Source organism: Paenibacillus sp. WLX2291 (assembly GCF_046603665.1).
In the GTDB taxonomy this organism is placed as follows: Bacteria; Bacillota; Bacilli; order Paenibacillales; family Paenibacillaceae; genus Saccharibacillus.
This window is the reverse complement of sequence record NZ_CP176755.1, coordinates 691,129-710,223: the sequence shown is the minus strand read 5'-3', so window position 1 is coordinate 710,223 and position 19,095 is coordinate 691,129. Positions and strand designations below refer to the sequence as shown.

At 47.5% G+C, this 19,095-nt stretch carries 16 protein-coding genes and 1 riboswitch; of the genes, 10 read left to right on the top strand and 6 right to left on the bottom strand.

Annotation, left to right across the window (positions count from 1 at the left end; all coding sequences use genetic code 11):
* Nucleotides 1–776: 776 nt before the first annotated feature.
* Together ACDE64_RS02960 and ACDE64_RS02955 are read right to left on the bottom strand one after the other, a co-directional pair.
* Nucleotides 777–1,790: an ABC transporter substrate-binding protein gene (locus ACDE64_RS02960; protein WP_411348980.1), complete on the bottom strand. Its 1,014-nt coding sequence runs from the start codon at nucleotides 1,788–1,790 to the stop codon at nucleotides 777–779.
* A gap of 333 nt (nucleotides 1,791–2,123) precedes the next feature.
* The gene (locus tag ACDE64_RS02955) at nucleotides 2,124–3,515 is read right to left on the bottom strand and encodes an NCS2 family permease (protein ID WP_411348979.1); all 1,392 of its coding nucleotides are present in this window, start codon (nucleotides 3,513–3,515) and stop codon (nucleotides 2,124–2,126) included.
* 176 nt (nucleotides 3,516–3,691) lie between these two features.
* Nucleotides 3,692–3,791, bottom strand: a riboswitch (purine riboswitch).
* A gap of 660 nt (nucleotides 3,792–4,451) precedes the next feature.
* Between ACDE64_RS02955 and ACDE64_RS02950 the strand changes: the two genes are divergently transcribed.
* The 5 genes from ACDE64_RS02950 (at nucleotide 4,452) to ACDE64_RS02930 (ending at nucleotide 9,940) form a co-directional block, all read left to right on the top strand.
* A complete protein-coding gene (locus ACDE64_RS02950; RefSeq protein WP_411348978.1) occupies nucleotides 4,452–5,534 on the top strand; it encodes an ABC transporter ATP-binding protein in 1,083 nt (360 codons plus the stop codon).
* 8 nt (nucleotides 5,535–5,542) lie between these two features.
* Nucleotides 5,543–6,355: an ABC transporter permease gene (locus ACDE64_RS02945; protein ID WP_411348976.1), complete on the top strand. Its 813-nt coding sequence runs from the start codon at nucleotides 5,543–5,545 to the stop codon at nucleotides 6,353–6,355.
* Nucleotides 6,355–7,233 carry an ABC transporter permease gene (locus tag ACDE64_RS02940; protein ID WP_411348975.1) on the top strand — a complete coding sequence of 293 codons (879 nt, stop codon included), beginning with the start codon at nucleotides 6,355–6,357 and terminating at the stop codon, nucleotides 7,231–7,233. The genes ACDE64_RS02945 and ACDE64_RS02940 overlap by 1 nt, the downstream gene beginning before the upstream one ends.
* Before the next feature lie 235 nt (nucleotides 7,234–7,468).
* Nucleotides 7,469–8,539 carry an ABC transporter substrate-binding protein gene (locus ACDE64_RS02935; protein WP_411345067.1) on the top strand — a complete coding sequence of 357 codons (1,071 nt, stop codon included), beginning with the start codon at nucleotides 7,469–7,471 and terminating at the stop codon, nucleotides 8,537–8,539.
* Nucleotides 8,540–8,581: 42 nt separating this feature from the next.
* On the top strand, nucleotides 8,582–9,940 hold the full coding sequence (locus ACDE64_RS02930; protein WP_411348974.1) for an aspartate aminotransferase family protein: 1,359 nt from the start codon (nucleotides 8,582–8,584) through the stop codon (nucleotides 9,938–9,940).
* Here ACDE64_RS02930 and ACDE64_RS02925 read toward each other — a convergent pair.
* Entirely contained in the window at nucleotides 9,915–11,603 is a 1,689-nt protein-coding gene (locus ACDE64_RS02925) for a PucR family transcriptional regulator (RefSeq protein ID WP_411348973.1), read from the bottom strand. The genes ACDE64_RS02930 and ACDE64_RS02925 overlap by 26 nt on opposite strands.
* A 308-nt stretch (nucleotides 11,604–11,911) precedes the next feature.
* Here ACDE64_RS02925 and ACDE64_RS02920 point away from each other — a divergent pair, with 308 nt between their 5' ends.
* The 5 genes from ACDE64_RS02920 (at nucleotide 11,912) to ACDE64_RS02900 (ending at nucleotide 17,391) form a co-directional block, all read left to right on the top strand.
* Nucleotides 11,912–13,303 (top strand): NAD(P)-dependent oxidoreductase, encoded by a 1,392-nt coding sequence (locus ACDE64_RS02920; RefSeq protein ID WP_411348972.1) that lies wholly within the window; start codon nucleotides 11,912–11,914, stop codon nucleotides 13,301–13,303.
* Nucleotides 13,304–13,362: 59 nt separating this feature from the next.
* A complete protein-coding gene (preA, locus tag ACDE64_RS02915; protein WP_411345063.1) occupies nucleotides 13,363–14,649 on the top strand; it encodes an NAD-dependent dihydropyrimidine dehydrogenase subunit PreA in 1,287 nt (428 codons plus the stop codon).
* Complete coding sequence (gene hydA, locus ACDE64_RS02910; protein WP_411350222.1) at nucleotides 14,649–16,088, top strand: dihydropyrimidinase; 1,440 nt, start codon at nucleotides 14,649–14,651, stop codon at nucleotides 16,086–16,088. The genes preA and hydA overlap by 1 nt, the downstream gene beginning before the upstream one ends.
* Nucleotides 16,088–16,315, top strand: a complete 228-nt coding sequence (locus ACDE64_RS02905) for a hypothetical protein (protein WP_411348971.1) — start codon at nucleotides 16,088–16,090, stop codon at nucleotides 16,313–16,315. Before hydA ends, ACDE64_RS02905 begins: the two co-directional genes overlap by 1 nt.
* A gap of 353 nt (nucleotides 16,316–16,668) precedes the next feature.
* Nucleotides 16,669–17,391 carry a hypothetical protein gene (locus ACDE64_RS02900; protein ID WP_411348970.1) on the top strand — a complete coding sequence of 241 codons (723 nt, stop codon included), beginning with the start codon at nucleotides 16,669–16,671 and terminating at the stop codon, nucleotides 17,389–17,391.
* 203 nt (nucleotides 17,392–17,594) lie between these two features.
* On the opposite strand, the gene ACDE64_RS02895 is transcribed toward ACDE64_RS02900, so the two are convergent.
* The 3 genes from ACDE64_RS02895 to ACDE64_RS02885 are packed head-to-tail and all read right to left on the bottom strand — an operon-like array spanning nucleotide 17,595 to nucleotide 19,026.
* A complete protein-coding gene (locus tag ACDE64_RS02895) occupies nucleotides 17,595–17,978 on the bottom strand; it encodes a VOC family protein (RefSeq protein WP_411348969.1) in 384 nt (127 codons plus the stop codon).
* 34 nt (nucleotides 17,979–18,012) lie between these two features.
* On the bottom strand, nucleotides 18,013–18,381 hold the full coding sequence (locus tag ACDE64_RS02890) for a hypothetical protein (protein ID WP_411348968.1): 369 nt from the start codon (nucleotides 18,379–18,381) through the stop codon (nucleotides 18,013–18,015).
* 54 nt (nucleotides 18,382–18,435) lie between these two features.
* A complete protein-coding gene (locus ACDE64_RS02885; protein WP_411348967.1) occupies nucleotides 18,436–19,026 on the bottom strand; it encodes a DUF1349 domain-containing protein in 591 nt (196 codons plus the stop codon).
* Nucleotides 19,027–19,095 lie beyond the last annotated feature (69 nt).

The window sequence follows — 19,095 nt, the reverse complement described above, 5'->3', positions numbered from 1 at the left end:
GAGTGACATAGAAGCTCATATTCAGGTGATAACCAGTCATTTATTGACCGGAATTAGATCTTACCATGAATACATTCTAAAAAGCAACCCTTTTATCAAAGTAACATCTATATACAATTTGATGAGTATTATAACTTCATGCATCTATTACTTTCGATACATTATTTTGCATAGATGAAGTATTAATTTCTAATAGATAGAGTACTATAGGATACGGAAACCAAGCACTAAGAAATGCGGGTAAAACAGTAATTTTCCTTTATTATTGATGTGAGTATCCCTTCTGGTACGCTTATGATCTCTATATTCACATTTGTTAAATTATTATGAGTAATGTAGATAGTATTCAAATATCGGCTTTTACAGTGGTTATGTCTTGTATCATGCTTGTTGTTTTGTATTCCTTTTGTTTTATCTTTATTTTATTTCCGCATCCTAATAATGTTATATGATGATCAATTATACTTATTCAAACCTTTGTAAAGTATAAAAGAGCAGAAAAGCGAAACATAGTTCGCTCTTCTGCTCTTTTGTTTTCGTTGGATTATCTTTTATCTATTATATAAGTCTCGTACATTTGTATAGGGATCGAACATGTTCGTAGATTAGAGGAATAAGTACGGCGCAAGTGTATAGTCATCTGAATATGGTTGAATAGTTTATAGTCATACCTGATCGTTTGATTTGATAATTGTAATGTTGTGTTTTGTCGTTTGGTTTATTTGTGTTTATCATATGCTTTTGATTTTAAATAGGTATGCTTCTATGATGTCATTCTATTGAAGATTCCTATTTTGGAGCAATTCTGTTGCCTGTTTTATTTTCAAGGTATTGGCTATGGGGCCACTGCTCATCCAAGTTAGGAAATCCACTTCATGTACATGGTTCTTTTGAACAGCCGGGATATTTTGCCATAGTGGGTTAGTGTATAGCTGTTCTGCTTGTTCTTCTGCCTGATTGCCAACGACGATGAATATGTGGTCAGAGGTCAATTCGGAGATCGTTTCCATTGTGATTTGTTTGTTGTAATCCTCCCATGCTAATTCGCGCACAAGCGGATCTGGCTGCAATTGCAGATCGCCGTATAAGACTGGACCAGTAAAGCCTTTACTAGGACCTCCATATAGAAGCATTCCTTTTTGTTCGATTCGCAGCAGAGCGACAGTTTCGTTGCCGATGGCTTGTTGTAATGTACGAGCTGAATCGGCTGCTTGTTGATCATACTGTTTGATCACTTCGGTTGCTTGGTCGGACATTTGCAGCAAATCGCCGATCGTTGTTAAGCTTTCGCGCCAATTCTCGTTGGCATCATCAAATACATACGTAGGTGCAATTGCTGAAAATTGTTCATATCCGCCTTTGACAGCGAGACTATCGTTAAACAAAATGATTAAGTCCGGATCAGCAGACAATACGGCTTCAAAATTAACGCCGCCGCTTACATCGAGTACCGGTACATCCTGAAGATTCAAATAGCTACGCGTCTGTCCGCCCGATCCCCATTGCATAACTGGCTTTACACCAAGCGCTTGCAGCTGATCTTCTACATACAGTCCGATAACGCGCTTGGGATATTCGGGGACTTGGATCGTACCCATTTTATGAGTAAAGGTTCTTGTCTTGGAGCTGGTATCTTCTCCATTGGCTTCCGATGTCGTTTCTGAAGACGAGGCAGATGAATCGTTATTGGTTGGTTGTATGGACGAGCAACCTCCAATCACAAACATAATTACGATTAACAATAGCGAACTGCGGTAACGTATGTATTTGGATATGTACAGGTTTTTCATGATTTTTCGCTCCTTGTGTATATTTTCTATTTGTGTTTTGCTTCATTCTGTTGTTGTTTGTAAATGATAATTATTATCACTTGTTGTTACGGACTATATCGGGTTAAGGAATCAGCTACAAACAGTAGGATGAGAAAAAGGCAATTTGCAGGCACAATGATGTGCTGCAAATTGCCTTTTTGGGATTGTGTATGACATTGGTCAATGAAGATGCATGTGCTCCAGATTATATGCTTTGTGCATACATGTTCTGTAAAACTAAGCTGTGCAAATAGGCGAGACCTAAGTGCAATAGGATGATACGTTTACGTTATTTACACAGAATGTTCTTGGTTACTCTGATCCAAGGAACACGTAACGGCAAATAACGATAATTGCCAGAACCCACATCAGCCAATGAACTTTTACTTTGTGGCCTGTGAATGTGTTGGAGAAGAAACCAAGCAGCACGTAAGCAATGATACCTGCGGAAATACCGTTCGCAATACCATTGGTGAATGGCATGAAGATGATCGTCAGGAATGCTGGGAAAGCTTGCATGAAGTCATCCCAAACGATGTTACGCACCTGGCTCATCATCAGTACACCAACGACAACCAATGCTGGAGCAGTTGCTGCGGATGGAACCATCAATGCGAGTGGAGCGATAAACAACGCCAGAATGAACAGTACGCCTGTCGTTACAGCAGTCAGACCTGTACGACCACCAGCAGCTACACCGGAAGTACTTTCTACATAAGAAGTGATGGTACTTGTACCGAGTACAGCACCGGCACTAACGCCGACTGCATCGACGAGCATCGCTTTGCTGACTTTTTTCTCGCCTTCTTTGCGGTTTTTGAACAGTCCGGCACGTTCAGCTGTACCAACCAGCGTACCAAAGGTATCGAACAGTTCTACAAAGGTAAAGATGAAGACAATCTCGAACAGACCAAGTCCGATCGCGCCTTTGATGTCGAGCTGTCCAACCGCCAGGTTGTCAAACGAAGGCAACCATTGTGCATGAGACAGGCTACTTACATCCGTCAATCCCATCGGGATACCGATGATGGTCAGTACAATGATACCGATCAGCAGTGCGCCGCGAATGCGCATAACCATTAGGACACCGATCAGGAACAGACCGATCAGCGACAACAATGTATCTTTGTTATGCACGAAATCGCTAAGTCCAAGCTGGAAATCGCCGCCTTTTACAGTAACAGGAGCAGCCAGCTGGGCTACATCTGTTATACCGCTTACTGTAGCGGAGACGGAAACGACGTTACCGAGCTTCAAACCAATAATAGTAACAAACAATCCGATACCGACTGTGATCGCCATTTTCAACGAGTGTGGTACAGCGACTAATAGTAACTGTCGGACTTTGGTAATAGTCAAAATGATAAAGATAATACCGGACAGGAATACCGCACCCAGTGCAGCCTGCCACGTGATCATACCGTTGGAGCTTAATACGACCGTCATGAAATAGGCATTCAACCCCATACCCGGTGCAAGCGCAACCGGAATGTTAGCCACCAGTCCCATTAGAATAGTAACCAGACCGGCACCTACAGCTGTGGCAAAAAATACGCCCTGTGCAGGGATGCCTGCACCATCAGGTCCCAGGAACAGATTGTTGACGAACAGAATGTACGCCATGGTAACGAAGGTAGTCAGACCTGCGATGAGTTCTGTCTTCACATTGGTACCATGCTCCCGCAATTTAAAGAAACGCTCCATAATGAATACTTGTCCCCCTTGTGGAAAATAGATAAAGAAAACGACAAAAGACCCCGATTGTACGATTACTCATCGGGGTCTCACGGTCAGATTGGACCGCCTTCCCGGATCTGATTGTACAGCTAATGCGCGCATGGAATACACGTACCCACTTTTAATCATAGACCAGGAAAGACAAGCCATATTCTGAATTCCGTAGAGAGATCATTCCGGTGATCACGTAGAGACTCCTGTGCCCATTCACAGGATTATACGAAAGAATTGCAGCTGTCGAAAACTTTATTGCTTATCCGCATTCGTGTTGTTTTTGTCATATAAAGATGACTTACCTGTTACATTCTAGGATACGCTTTAATTGTTGTCAATCAAAAAATACGAATGTTAGATTGTAAGCGCACACTTAATGTTCGGTAATAATTTTACAAATTGCACGCTATTTGGATGCAATTCGTCAACAGGTTTGCAAAATAAGACAATATCGTTCTCCCTGAACGGTCAAATAGACAAACTGACGTAATTTTATGTAAGCTATATTACTTTTTGTCTAGTGATAATATTAAAACCGCAAAGTATGATGTTAGTCAATAGAACATATTGAGTACGATAAAGGTTTGTTTCTGTTACCAAAAAGCTTATTTCGTTTTGTTCATGATTAAAAAAGTGACATAATCATTCAAATCACACTTATCAAGTCATATTAATTAACATTCCATGAGTTTATATGACTGTTTTCTTGGTTTCACTATTCTTGTGGTTGATTGTGGGTGTGTGAGGATCATCAGCAAATTCTAATGTATGCTGATCTGTGGCACGATATTATGCCGATCTGGAATGACTCTTCGTATTTCGTGAGTTGGTATTTCGTGAGTTGGTATTTTGTGTTCAGCATGTTGTTATTTTATGTTTGGCATATTGCTTTTCAGGAGGAGATTTAGCATGTCCAACCTGTTCACAAACGCGTTGTTCGGTATGTCATCGTTGTCCAGTTTTTCATCTAAACCTAAAGTCAGCGAATCTACAATTTGGGCTACCACACAAAAGTCGGTAGCTGGGCACTCTGCTATTACTCCTACATCTAAAATTACCTCTACAGCTATATCTACATCCATTTCTACTTCTACTTCTACTTCTATCTCTGCTTCGTCTAATGTCTTTCATTCTACTGATTCTTCTCTTGCACCTACGGATCCTGTATCCTCTTCCAGTTCATCGGTTGTCGACTCTGCATCATTGCCCGCTTCGATGGTGTTGACGGATACGCCAGAAATTTCTCTCAAGGATGTAGAGATGCGTTATCGTACTGGCACTAATGAGGTGCTGGCTTTGCATCAGGTTAGTCTGGATATTGCCAAGGGCGAGTTTGTATCCTTACTTGGTCCATCTGGTTGTGGGAAAACGACGTTGCTGCGTTTGATGGCGGATTTGTTGGAGCCGACATCCGGTGAATTAACGGTTGCTGGGAACAGTGCGCGGGAAGCTCGGTTGGCGCGGAAGTACGGGATTGTATTTCAAAGTCCGGTGTTATATGACTGGCGTAAGGTGAAGCACAATGTAGCGTTACCGCTAGAAATGATGAATGTGCCGCGCAAGGAACGTGAGGAAAAGGTGATGGAACTGCTGGAGCTAGTCGGTCTGGGTAAATTTGCTGACAAGTATCCGTGGCAATTGAGTGGCGGGATGCAGCAACGGGCGGCGATTGCACGGGCGCTGGCAATGGAGCCAGAAATTCTGCTAATGGATGAACCATTCTCTGCACTGGATGAATTCTCGCGAGAACGACTCAATGAGGAGCTGCTGTCCATTTGGAATAAGGTGCAGAATACGATTGTATTTGTTACGCATAGCATTCCAGAGTCGGTCTTCCTATCAGATCGGGTATTCGTACTGTCTCCGCATCCGGGGCGATTATCGGCGGTGGTGGATATTCCGCTACCTCGTCCACGTACGGCTGAGATGCGCAATAGCCCGGAATTTTTCGAATTGATTGCCAATATTCGCAACAGCTTTGAAGGAGTGTGAGGACAGGCATGAAAATGAATCTGCTACTGATGCGGCATCGAATGCTGCCGATACTGGTCTGGATTGCACTCATTTTGCTGTTGTGGGAAGCCGGATCGTGGGCACTACTCCATCTTGCGCAGGTGCCGCTTGCTCAGTCCAAGCTTCCGTATGTGCATGAAGTGTTGCTGACAAGTATTCAATATAGCGGAACACTGCTGCGGGAAGGCAGAGCGACTTTTGGCAATGCGGGTATCGGCTTTGTGATCGGGGCGGCGGCGGGCGTATTGCTAGCGATTCTGATGAGTTTGTCGCGTTGGGTAGAGCGATTGACCTTTCCGTATGCGATTGCTTCGCAGATGATTCCGATTCTTGGACTTGCTCCTATCATCTACGGCATCGTGCGAGATGAATACATATCGCGCATTATCATCTCCGGGTATATTACCTTTTTTCCGGTGGCACTGAATATGCTACGCGGACTGCGCAGTGTGAATCCGTCTTCGCTGGAGCTGATGCACTCGTATGCCGCTCGTCCATGGACGGTTTATTGGAAGCTGCGTTTGCCTGCTGCGCTACCGAGTCTGTTCAGCGGTCTAAAAATCGCTGCGCCGCTAGCAGTAACGGGAGCAATTCTGGTGGAATTGATGGGGGCACAGCATGGGATTGGCGTCATTATGCTGCGTAATCTATATTATGGTCCTTCTCACGTATATATGTTCTGGGCAACTGTCGTTGTCGGTGCATTGCTCGGCATTCTCAGCTACTGGGTGATTGGCTTGATCGAACGACTAGTCGCGCCGTGGCAACCGGAATTTCGTTCGGCGGGAGGTGATCGGTAATGGAAAGTAGATATGACAGCGGCAATCGCTCGGCGGGTATGCATACTGTGTCTACTCCTACTGAAATGGGCAGTTCTGATGCGCAACGAACATTCTCGTTACGACGGATGTTCGTTAACAGTTCAAACGTTTGGTTACCGATCCTGGCGGGCATTGGATTTCTAGTCATGTGGCAACTGGAAGTATTCCATTCCTTGTTTGATCTAAAAAAGTATCAGCTCCCTCTCCCCTCTGCGATTGCGGAATCCATGCAGGAGAACGGAAGCATGTTGTTAGCATATACCGGCTATACACTGACAGAGGCGGTACTTGGAATGATATGCGGTTCAGCGCTTGGTTTTGTCATTGCGCTGCTGGCGACAGCTTGGCCGCGCTGGGGCGGGGCGAGTCTGATTATTGTAGCCGCCCTCAATGCCGTACCGATTGTGGCGCTCGCTCCGGTGATGAATCTATGGTTTGGCGATGGCATCGGTTCGCGAGTAGCGATTGTGACGGTAACGACGATGGCAGCGATGGCGATCAATGCTTACAAAGGCATGAGTTCAGTCGATCCATTGGCACTTGATCTGATGCATTCGTATGCAGCGAGGAAACCGGCGGTATTCCGGTACTTGCGCATCCAGAACAGTCTGCCATTTGTATTCACGGCACTCAAGATCAATACGACTGCTAGTATGATCGGGGCGATTGTGGGCGAATTTTTCTTTTCTTCGCAGGGGCTTGGGTATTTACTATCCAATTCGGTCAAGGTTGCGAAGATGCCACTCGGTTGGTCATGCATCGTGCTGGCTGCGGTGGCGGGCGTACTCTTTTATCTGATTGTGGAACGATTGGAGAAAGTATTTATCCGCTGGCATTCCTCGCAACGAATAGGATGATACATGAAACATAAAACGGTGGATGGATTGCCACATCTTCTTGGATATTTTTAGATATCTCTAGGTCGTCCTAGGTCGTCCTAGGTCGTCTTAAATCGTCTTAGATCATCCTAGATCTTCTTAGATCATTTCAACTCAACTCTTTTCTCCTCGTCTTGATCTGGTTCCATCTTGGCAATTCTCGACCACTTCCGGTCAGGAGCAGTATATCCAACGATACAGGGGGCTTGGAAATATGAAGATCATGAGCTGGAAAAAGCGTACAGGTATGATGGGTGTAGTTGTGTTGTGTATGGCATTGATATTGGCGGGCTGTGGAGGCTCTAATGAAAGCTCCAGTGCTGCCGGATCAGAGAGCGCTGGCAGTTCGTCAGAGCCAGTGACCGTTAAGCTGCAACTGAAATGGGTGCCGCAGGCGCAGTTTGCTGGATATTATGTGGCGCTGGACAAGGGCTATTACAAGGATGAAGGGTTAAACGTCGAAATTCTGCCAGGCGGGCCGGATATCGTACCGGAACAGCAAGTTGCTGGTGGGTCTGCTGATATCGGCGTCGATTGGGTTGCAAGTCTGTTAACTAGTCAGGAGCAGGAGATGCCGCTCGTGCAAATTGCCCAGATTTTTCAAAAAAGTGGTCTGGTGCTGATCTCCAAAAAGTCTGCTAATATCAACTCCCCTGCTGATCTGAAAGGTAAAAAAGTCGGCAACTGGATGGGCGGCAATGAGTTTGAATTGCTGGCGCTGTTCGATAAGTACAAGCTCGATCCTAACAAAGACCTGAGCTTTACAAAACAGGGCTTTACGATGGATCAATTTCTGAATGGTGAGCTGGATGCGGCTTCAGCAATGACGTACAACGAATATCAAGTCGCACTGGAGTCAGGCGTCAAAGCGGATGATATGAATGTGATCGATATGAACAAAGAAGGCGTCGCCATGCTGGAAGACAATCTATTTGCTAATAGCGAATGGTTACAGGACAACAAGGAGACTGCCGCCAAATTTGTACGTGCATCGCTGAAAGGCTGGCAGGATGCTATCAAAGATCCTGAAGGCGCCGTGGATATTGTGATGAAGCAAGCAGAATCCGGCAGTACGACAAAAGAACATCAGCTCAAAATGATGGAGGAAGTGTCCAAGCTGATCGTGCCGGAAGGCTTTGACGCATCGAAAATGGGTTATACCGATGATGCTATGTTCAAGCAAACTGCCGATATCGCTCTCCAATTCGGTGTCATCAAAAAGGCAGCTGATACACAAACCGCGTATACAAACGAAATTATGGATATGGCAACTCAATCCAAATGATCGCAATGATCCAAATTCCAATAATCCAGGAGGATACCCATCATGATCAAGTCAGAAACTGCAAATGAACTCGCTCTGCAAAAGGATCGGCAGTATCTATGGCACAACATTACCCCTTACAGTGAATCCGCTCCGCCGATGATCGTGGAATCCGGGCAAGGCTCATGGGTAACGGATCTGAATGGGCAGCGCTATCTGGATGGCATGTCCGGCTTATGGTGCGTCAATGTCGGCTATGGACGTAAAGAACTGGCGGAAGCGGCATATCATCAATTGCTGCAATTGCCTTATTTCCCACTAACACAAAGTCATCTACCCGCAATCCAGCTGGCGGAAAAGTTGAATGAATGGCTGGAAGGCGATTATGTGATCTTCTTTTCCAATAGTGGGTCGGAAGCGAATGAAGCGGCTTTTAAAATGGTGCGGCAATATTATCAGCAGATCGGACAGCATTATCGCCATAAATTCATCTCTCGCTATCGTGGGTATCACGGGAATTCCTTTGGCGCGCTGTCAGCGACCGGGCAAGCGCAGCGCAAGTACAAGTATGAACCGCTGGCAGGAGGCTTCCTGCACGTAGCGCCACCGGATAGCTATCGTCGTCCCGCCGGGCAATCGGTAGAGGCATTTAATCTGCAATGTGCGCAGGCGATTGAGGATATGATCATATGGGAAGGTGCGGAGACGATTGGTGCGGTCATTATGGAGCCTACGATTACCGGCGGGGGTGTCATTGTACCGCATCGTGTCTATACGGATAAAGTGCAGGAGATTTGTCGTAAATATGGTGTACTGCTGATCATTGACGAGGTCATCTGCGGATTCGGACGTTCCGGGCAAAAGTTCGGCCACCATAACTTCGGCATCAAGCCGGATATCGTTACGATTGCCAAAGGATTAACAAGCGGATATTTGCCGTTATCAGCAACTGCGGTACGAAAGGATATTTATGAAGCATTCAAGGATTCATCGGACGAGTATTCGCATTTTCGCCATGTGAATACGTTTGGCGGTAACCCGGCGGCATGTGCGTTGGCGCTGCGCAATCTGCAATTGATGGAAGATGAGCAATTGGTCGAACGCTCACGCGTATTGGGACAACGACTGCATAACGAGTTATCTCAATTATTGGAGCATCCACTCGTCGGCGATGTGCGCAGCTTCGGGCTGATGAGCGGCGTAGAACTGGTTGCCGACAAGGATACCCGTCAGCCTGCATCGCTCGATATTGTCAAAAGCGTCATCGCTGGCTGCAAGCGGCGCGGATTGATCATCGGTAAAAATGGCGATACGGTCGCAGGCTTCAACAATGTGCTCACCTTTGCCCCACCACTCTCGTCCACCGACGACGATCTGGACTTCCTGATCTCCACCTTCAAACATGTGATGAGTGAACATTAGGTAGCGCCAGCTTGTCCGGGTACAGCAGTTGGTAAGCACGCAGCGCCACTTGAATGGAAATGCGATTTTCCGGTGACATGAAATCCTCGCCCAGCAGCTCGGTTATTTTATCCAATCGGTAGTATAGAGACTGGCGCACGATAAACAGCTTCTGGGCGGCGATTTGTTTGGAACCATCGTGATCTAGATAGACGCGCAATGTTAGCATCAACTCACTGCCTCTGGATTCGTCATGATCGATGAGCGGACCGAGATAGTTGCGGACGAACGTTTGCAGCATTTTGCCATCATTGAGACTGAGTAGCAATTGATACACACCAAGCTCCTCATAAAAAAGCAACGAATGCTGTGAGCATGAGTGCATATACAACGCCTGCACCGCTTCCTGATAGCTGGTGGAGGCGTTTTTTAACGATTTGCCCAGCTTGCTAACGCCGATGATCAGATTGAGGTCTTTGAGCTTATCGTCTGAACGAATATGCTGCAAAGCATGCAGCGCCTGCTCCAGACGCGGCTTGGACGGCAAGCGAGATTGGCGATCCAGTGCGATCACAGTGAGTCGGTTATTTTTCAGTGTGATCAGTGGATGGAACATATATTTTTCAAGAATGGAGCGCAGCACGATGGACAGATGAAAGGTGATCGATTCCCATTCATTCTCCGAGCTATTCCAGCGGACATCCTGCGGATTCTCGATCTCAATCAGACAGACGCGGTAAGACAACTCATTCATCAGATTAAAATCGGGTCCGACCAGCCCCTTGAGTCGGTTCTCATCTTCCAGTCGTCCGTTGATCAATTCTTCTACCCACAAATTCTCAGAAAAGAGGCGGCGTTCCTCCATATACCGAGTGCGCAGCAGTTCCTGAGCAATCGACAATGCCGCCGAATCGAGCAATAGACAATCATATTCCTGCGGACGATGTGGACAGACCATCATAATATATGCCCACGTCTGATCCAGTGCACCGACCGGCTTCATTACAAGCGTGCGTGTATCAAGCTGGCGAAAGTAGGGAGCCGCATCATGTGGCACACCATCCATTCCATCGTTAAACTGGGTGAACTGCTCTAGCAATTCCTGCTGACGCTCCGGTGATAGCGCCGGATAAAATAACGGTTTCCCATCCAGCTGCAAATAAACGAGCTGATGCGCGGTACTTCTATGCAGCAATTGCAGCACTTTGCCAGTACCTTGCGAACTGAGTGTCAGTCGATTAAATTCACGCGAAATGCTCTCCAGCTCTTGCAACATCCGGTGGTGGCGATTGATGATAAGCGAATGCAGATCGAGCGTAATATCTACAAAGCGGACCGTCTTTGTAAATACGATCAAGGGAAAATCATGCTCATCTGCCAGCTTTACCATCGCTTCGGGAATATCGGGAAAGTAGTCGCCTAGCTCAATACAGAGACATGCTGCTTTCTTCTGAATCAGATTGTGCATGAAAGCCAGCGCCGATTCGGTGTCTGTATGAAAACCAAGCCCTGTTGTCAAAATCATCTCTTCCCCATGAATCAGACTCTCAAAGTTGGCGCTCTCCAGTACATGCACCCAGCGGATCGTGCGATGTAATCCTTGCGCTCCACCTGCCACCTGTGCTTCCGCGAACAATGGTCGTTGCAAAGCATCTTCCAGCGTAAACATGCGATGTCCATTCATTGTATGTTCCCCCCATCAATCGGAATGGTTCCCTTTCTGCGTTCACAACCCCGTCAAAAAAGACACTTTTGAAATTAGACAGTCTGTCTAGTGTAATAAAACCGACAATTGACTATAGTTTGTATATTAAATGTTAGAATATATAACTTATTTGATCCGTTATATATTTTATTTTCTCATTATAGGACATAAAGTGATTTTATGTGACGTTATTTATGACTATTTTTCATGAATTCATTTATAAATGTCATAATAAATAACATAAAAATCACTTTTCAGATTCATATTGTGTACAAGGGGGCTGACTGATGAACCATTCTTCACCTATTACCGCATTTTCACCGGATATGTTTATGCATAATTTTGCCGAGGCTGAACCAGGCTTATCGCGCAAAGGAGCGGTGGAAGAATCGAATCGCTGTCTCTACTGTTATGATGCACCTTGCATCAAGGCGTGTCCGACGAGTATTAATATCCCTTCTTTTATAAAAAGAATTGCAACAGATAATCTGCGCGGAGCCGCTACGACGATTATGGAATCGAATCCGGTGGGCGCCAGCTGCGCACGCGTATGTCCAACCGAAGAATTGTGCGAAGGTGCATGTGTATTGAACGATGCTTCTGCGCCGATTCAGATTGGATTGTTGCAACGTTATGCGACAGACTGGGCAATTGCCAGCAATGCGGAGTTGTTCCAACCGGGACAACGTACAGGTTATAAAGTTGCGGTTGTTGGTGGCGGGCCTGCTGGTCTATCGGCAGCTCGTGAGCTAGCAAGAAAGGGTTTTGACGTTGTAATTTATGAAGCGCGCGATCTGGCGGGCGGATTGGATACATACGGCATCGTCTCCTTCCGACTGCCGCAATCCATCTCCTTATGGGAAGTGGAGCAAGTGCAGAAGCTGGGCGCAGAGATCAAAACGGGCGTCCGTGTCGGCACCGATATTAGCGCCGACGAATTGCTGGAGCAGTATGATGCCATTGTACTGGCTGCTGGTATGGGCTATGTACCGCCAATCGGCATCGAGGGTGAACAGCTGGATGGTGTGTACGATGCGATTAAGCTGGTGGAACAGACCAAAACCGGTCTGCCCTCCGTTAATCTGATCGGGCAACATGTCGCTGTAATCGGTGCAGGCAATACGGCGATTGATGCCGCTACCTGCTCGGTTCGTCTCGGCGCTGCCAATGTAAAAATGATCTATCGTCGCACACGCGAGGAGATGACAGCATACGACTTTGAATATGAATTCGCCAAGCAGGAAGGCGTGGAATTCCGCTGGCTAACCTTACCGAAGCGCATTGTTGGCGATGAGAGCGGTAAAGTGACTCATTTGGAATGTGTGCAGATGACGTTAACTGGCGAAACGGGCAAAGATGGACGACTCGTTCCGATGCCGGTTGCTGGTTCGGAATTTCTATTACCGGTTGATGCCGTCGTAACGGCGATTGGGCAGGAGCGGCAAAAAGGACTGATTGAACAATTCGGACTGCATCATGCGTGGGGCGTGGTGGAGGTAGACGATGTAACGTATCAAACATCCAATCCAAAAGTATATGCTGTCGGGGATATTATTTTCGGTTCTGGACGCGGTGAAGCAATGGTCGTATCCGCTGCCCAACAAGGCAAGGATGCGGCACATGCGATCGTTCGCCAATTGTTGCCGCAGCAGGATCATGTGATCGGCTCAGCAATGTAATCTTTGTCAACAACAAGGACCGTATGGAATGGCTTATACATGACTGGAGGGATTTCATTATGGCAGATTTGAGTATTGATCTTGCAGGTATCCGTTCGCCGAATCCGTTCTGGCTCGCTTCGGCGCCGCCGACCAATACCGGCTATCAGGTGCAGCGCGCCTTTGAAGCGGGTTGGGGCGGTGCTGTCTGGAAAACGCTGGGCGATCCGATCATCAACACCTCTTCCCGCTTTGCGGCTGTTAGCTTTAACGGTCAACGGGTTGCAGGCTTTAACAATATCGAGCTGATTACCGATCGTCCGCTGGATGTGAATTTGAAGGAAATCTATGAAACGAAAAAGCGTTTCCCCAATCATGCAATTATCGCTTCACTGATGGTGGAGCCAAATCAGGAGAAATGGCACGAGATCGTCAAGCGCGTGGAAGACGTCGGTGTGGATGGGCTGGAACTGAACTTCGGCTGTCCACACGGTATGGCAGAGCGCGGTATGGGTGCAGCATCCGGGCAGCAGCCCGATCTGGTCGAAAAACAAACCTACTGGGCAAAAGAGGTTGCGACCACTCCGGTCATCGTCAAGCTGACGCCCAATATTACAGATATTACGGTCGTTGCCCGCCATGCTGTTCGCGGTGGTGCGGATGCGATCAGCATGATCAATACGATCAACAGTCTCGCTGGCGTCGATATTCATACGTGGAATACAATTCCACACGTTGGCGGTCAGGGTGCGCATGGCGGTTACTGCGGTCCGGCAGTGAAGCCGATTGCGCTGAATATGGTTGCTGAATGTGCGCGTAATCCAGAGATCAATGTACCGATCTCGGGCATCGGTGGTATCGGTACGTGGCAGGATGTAGTCGAATTCATGCTAATGGGTTCTACAGGCATTCAGGTGTGTACCGCTGCCATGCACCACGGCTTCCGCATTGTCGAGGATATGATCGACGGACTGAGCAATTATTTGGACGAAAAAGGATTGTCATCGGTATCCGAGCTAGTCGGACGCTCGGTGCAGAAATATTCCAACTGGGGCGATCTCAACCTCAACTATCAAGTCGTTGCCCGTATCAATCAGGACAACTGTATCAATTGCAACAAATGCCATATTGCGTGCGAAGATTCGTCGCATCAATGTATCGATATGCTGACCAATGCCGAAGGTAAGAGCATCGTGCAGGTACGTGAAGAAGATTGCGTTGGCTGTAATCTCTGCTCGATCGTCTGTCCGGTCGATGATGCGATTGATATGGTTGCTATCGATAGTGGCTTGCCGCCGATGACGTGGAACGAACGTCAACGCACGATTGCCTCGCTCAACGATTCTCACACCGTGGAGGTTATATGATGAAAAAAATCATCAAAAACGGAACCATTGTTACCGCAGCCGAAACGTATACTGCCGATATGATGATCGAGAACGGTATCATCACTACCATTGCTGTACAGCTGGATGCGCCGGACGCCGAGATCATCGACGCTTCCGGCTGTTACATTTTCCCCGGCGGCATTGATCCGCATACTCATCTGGATATGCCATTTGGCGGAACGACCACTGTGGACGATTTTGAATCTGGTACAAAGGCAGCTGCCTTCGGTGGTACCACGACCATTATCGATTTCTGTCTGACCAATAAAGGCAAAAGTCTGCAAAGTGCGGTCGATACGTGGCACGCCAAATCGCAGGATAAAGCGGTGATTGATTACAGCTTCCATCTGATGATCTCCGAGATCAATGACGAGGTGCTGACCGAATTACCAGTCATCATGGAACATGAAGGCATCACATCATTCAAAGTATTCATGGCGTACAAAAACAGCTTTCAAGCGGATGACGGCACCCTGTATAAAACACTGCAAACCGCGCGCCGCGAAGGCGCACTTGTTATGGTACATGCCGAAAATGGTGATGTGATCGAATTCCTGATCGAGCAGGCGCTTGCTGCCGGACAGACCGACCCGATCTACCATGCGCTCACTCGCCCACCAGAGCTGGAAGGCGAAGCAACCGGACGCGCGATTTCTTTAACTGGACTAACCGATTCGCAGCTATATGTTGTGCATGTGACCTGCGCTGATGCCGCGCTGAAAATCGCCGAAGGACGCAAGCAAGGGCTGCGCATCTACGGCGAAACCTGCCCACAATATCTCGTACTGGATCAGACCGATCTGGAAAAGCCAGATTTTGAAGGTGCCAAATATGTCTGGTCGCCACCGCTGCGGGAAAAATGGAATCAAGATGTGCTGTGGGATTGTCTGTGGAATGGCAGTCTGCAAACGATCGGCTCAGATCAATGCTCCTTTGACTTCAAAGGACAAAAGGAACTGGGACGCGGCGACTTTTCCAAAATCCCAAATGGTGGTCCGATCATTGAAGATCGCTTCAGTATCCTCTATTCCGAGGGCGTTGCCAAAGGTCGTATTTCACTCAATCAATTTGTATCCATGGTCTCGACGACCAGCGCCAAGCTGTTCGGTATGTTCCCGCAAAAGGGCACACTGTCGATCGGCAGCGATGCGGATATCGTCATTTTCGATCCGACTGTGAAGCGGACGCTGTCTGCTGCCACGCATCATATGAAGGTAGATTACAGTGCCTTTGAAGGCATGGAAGTGACTGGCGAACCGGTGTCAGTATTAAGCCGCGGTGAATTTGTGATTCGGGATAAGACATTTGTTGGCACACCGGGTAGCGGACAATATTTGCACCGGAATCGCTTTGAAGCACCTGCCACAACCGAGCTGAAGACGATGCCGGAAACAGAACTGAGCGGAGGGGTGATCTGATGTCTGCTTTTGCCGAATTTGAAAAGGAAAAGATGCAGATCGACGAAGTGATGGCACAGGGATATATGGTACTCGCTATCCGTGAAACTCTGGACGGCGCGATGATCCTGTTTGCCCGCAATGGTAACTCTAAGGAAAGCACTCAGCTGCAACTGCTGACTGCCGATGCACGCAAGTATGTGACCAGTCTGTTATTTGGCAAAAAAGATCAGGCACAGTCGGGGTAAGAGTGCTTGCCACTTACCGACTACTGACAACAGGCCGCGGTATCATATGGAGATCATGCTTTACACTCGCTGAATTACCTTTTTTTGCTTCTTGCACTTGGTCATTCCTTCTGCCGTAACATGCTCGTTTGAATGATGTTGTATCACCCGGATTTCCTTACATGTCTTGCCCGATTGGTCGTTCGCTTGTGTCATGCCCCCAACATGAACAAGCGCACCAAATCGGGCTTTTTTCATGTTGATGCAATGAATTTGGCTGAAACCGTAACCATTTACAGGTTCATCCCGTCTATACATACAAGGCGTGTTGTCCTATGCTTATCCACGATTCCAATACGAAGGAGTGTATCAACATGGAAACCAACCGCAAAATCATGACGCTGACTGCAACTGTACTACTAGGATTGTTGCTCGGTGCCTGTAGCGATACCGCCAACAACAGTACAGCGCCGCAATCGACTACAACACCAGCTACAACGACTGAACCAACGTCTCCAGAAACTAACTCTGGCACTGGCGATGCCCCTGCCACGAGCGAAGGTACAGACACGCCCGCATCGACGGACAATGAAAGTTCAACTAGCTCCGGTACTGCCGGTTCTATGGACAACCGCCCGGAATCTCAATCGTTTGAACTGATGGCAACCGGAGAACTGAAGAAATACCCTGCCACTTTGAAAAAAGGAAGCAGTTATTCCTTGTATGTATTTGACGGATTTACTTTTGATAGCAGTGCCAATCAATTGATGCTGACAGATAAGCCCAAAAACACAGCAACCATCGAGCCTTTGCCAGCCGATTTCAATCTGGATGAGCTACGCAAACAAGGTAAAGCCGAGCTGCAAAAATATGGCGAAGTCAAGGAATACAGCGGCGATCAGCTGGCTGAAAGTCCGATGAGTCAGGCTCGTCTATTGTTACAGGTAAGTAATGAGAAGGGTACGTACAACTATATCGTTTGGGAACCGGAAGGCGAGAACGGTTATATTTTCCACACGATAATTCCTGAAAGTGAAGATGCCGGTACGATTGGACTGCAACTCTCCACTTCACTGTCTACCGTTAAAGCAGAGTAATAAGAGTACTATTCGAATAGACCAAAACAGACCATGCTACGATCAATCTGGTTTCTATGCAAACAGCCCTTTACATGATCAAGGGGCTGTTTGCTATGTGATCGCTTCTTTTGCCTATACTGGACAAAATCTCAGCTCATTCTACATCTTGCTAGCGGACGATCCATCACATAATGACTGCTACTGCATCATGTAATCTATGTTCATTCCTCATACGCAGCGTCCAGTTCAATAATATTCCGATCCGGGTCCAAAATATAAATCTGAGCAAATCCTGCGACACTATTTGGTCTTGCTTCATAATACACACCCTGCGCATCCAGCCATTCCAGCGTTCCGCGATAACTTCCCACCCAGATCGCCACATGCCCATCTGTCGAATCAATCCCGCCGTTGCGTAGCGTCTCTCCTTGCGGCTGTTGTATCAAATGTAGCTGCTGACTGCCCAACGCATACCAGATCCCGACCGAATCAAACGGTGGACGCTGTATCTCCTGTAATTGCAGCACATCTGAATAAAACTGCCGCGACACTTCTATATCGCGCACCGCCAAACTGGCATGATGAATGTATTGAAAATCGATCATCTCGTCATCTCCATTTTCAAAAGGATTGTAGTGCTTACGGATACTCCACCGTTCCTTTAACTACCACATGTCTGCCCTTGCGGTCTTCCAGTACACGAACAGGGACATGAATGCCCTCCTGAAATCGGGAACGGTGGATGCTATACACCGTCACAACTGCCGTCGCTTCAAACGGTAGCTGGGTCGGCTTCTCAATACGCATGTGGATTGCCAGCTCCGGCTGTCCAGAGCAATAATTGCCCGTAGGTGTCAAATCCAAAATCAGTCCGCGCGCTGCATATCCTTCCTGCACAATACGCTCGGTCAGATTCCCCCGCCGCTGCAATGCCGGCAGCACAATAATCGCCAGCGCGAACAGCACCAGCAGCCCGGCGCAGCAGAGCACGAGTATGAGCGGAGTCATCTTCTTCCCTCCTATCGACAGTCAATCGTATTCATCCATTCCGGTATATTCTCCTCAATCCAGCCGCTGAATCTCAAAGCTGGAAAAGGTCGTTTCAAATCCGCGATCCATCGGACTCGCTGTATACATGCCTACACGCAGCAATTGCCCTGCCGAACAATCCAGATGAGCGATGCGCAGCTGCTCCCACTCTTGCTCTACCGCACTTCGGAAATACACGAAAAAGTCCTCCCCTTCCCGCTTCACCCGAAAGAACAGCCGCCCTGCAAAAACCTGCGAATCCATATTACGTGTCGACCAGTCCGAGAATCCCAAGCGCGTCACGACCGCGCCCAGATGACATGGTCCATCCGGTATGTATTCAATCGACGTCTTCAGCCAGTTGTCCCGGTCAATGCCAATAAACAGCCCCGACTGGTCAAACGTGCTCTGCGGCTTCATACTCAGCTCCACCGTCACGTCAAAATCGCCCTTGATCTCATCATACAGCACATGCCCGTTATATCGTTCAAATCCATAATGCGTTTTCAGCCAAAAGTCGCTGTCTGGTAGACTGCGCACGATCAATTGCCCATCCTGCACCTGCTGACTTTCCGGCGGAAACATAGTCAGCAACCGATCTACATGCTGCGGAATATATTGCATAATCTCACCTCATTCATTTGTGCTTACGATGTAGTTACTATGTATATTAACCGATGTGACACCTTTCAA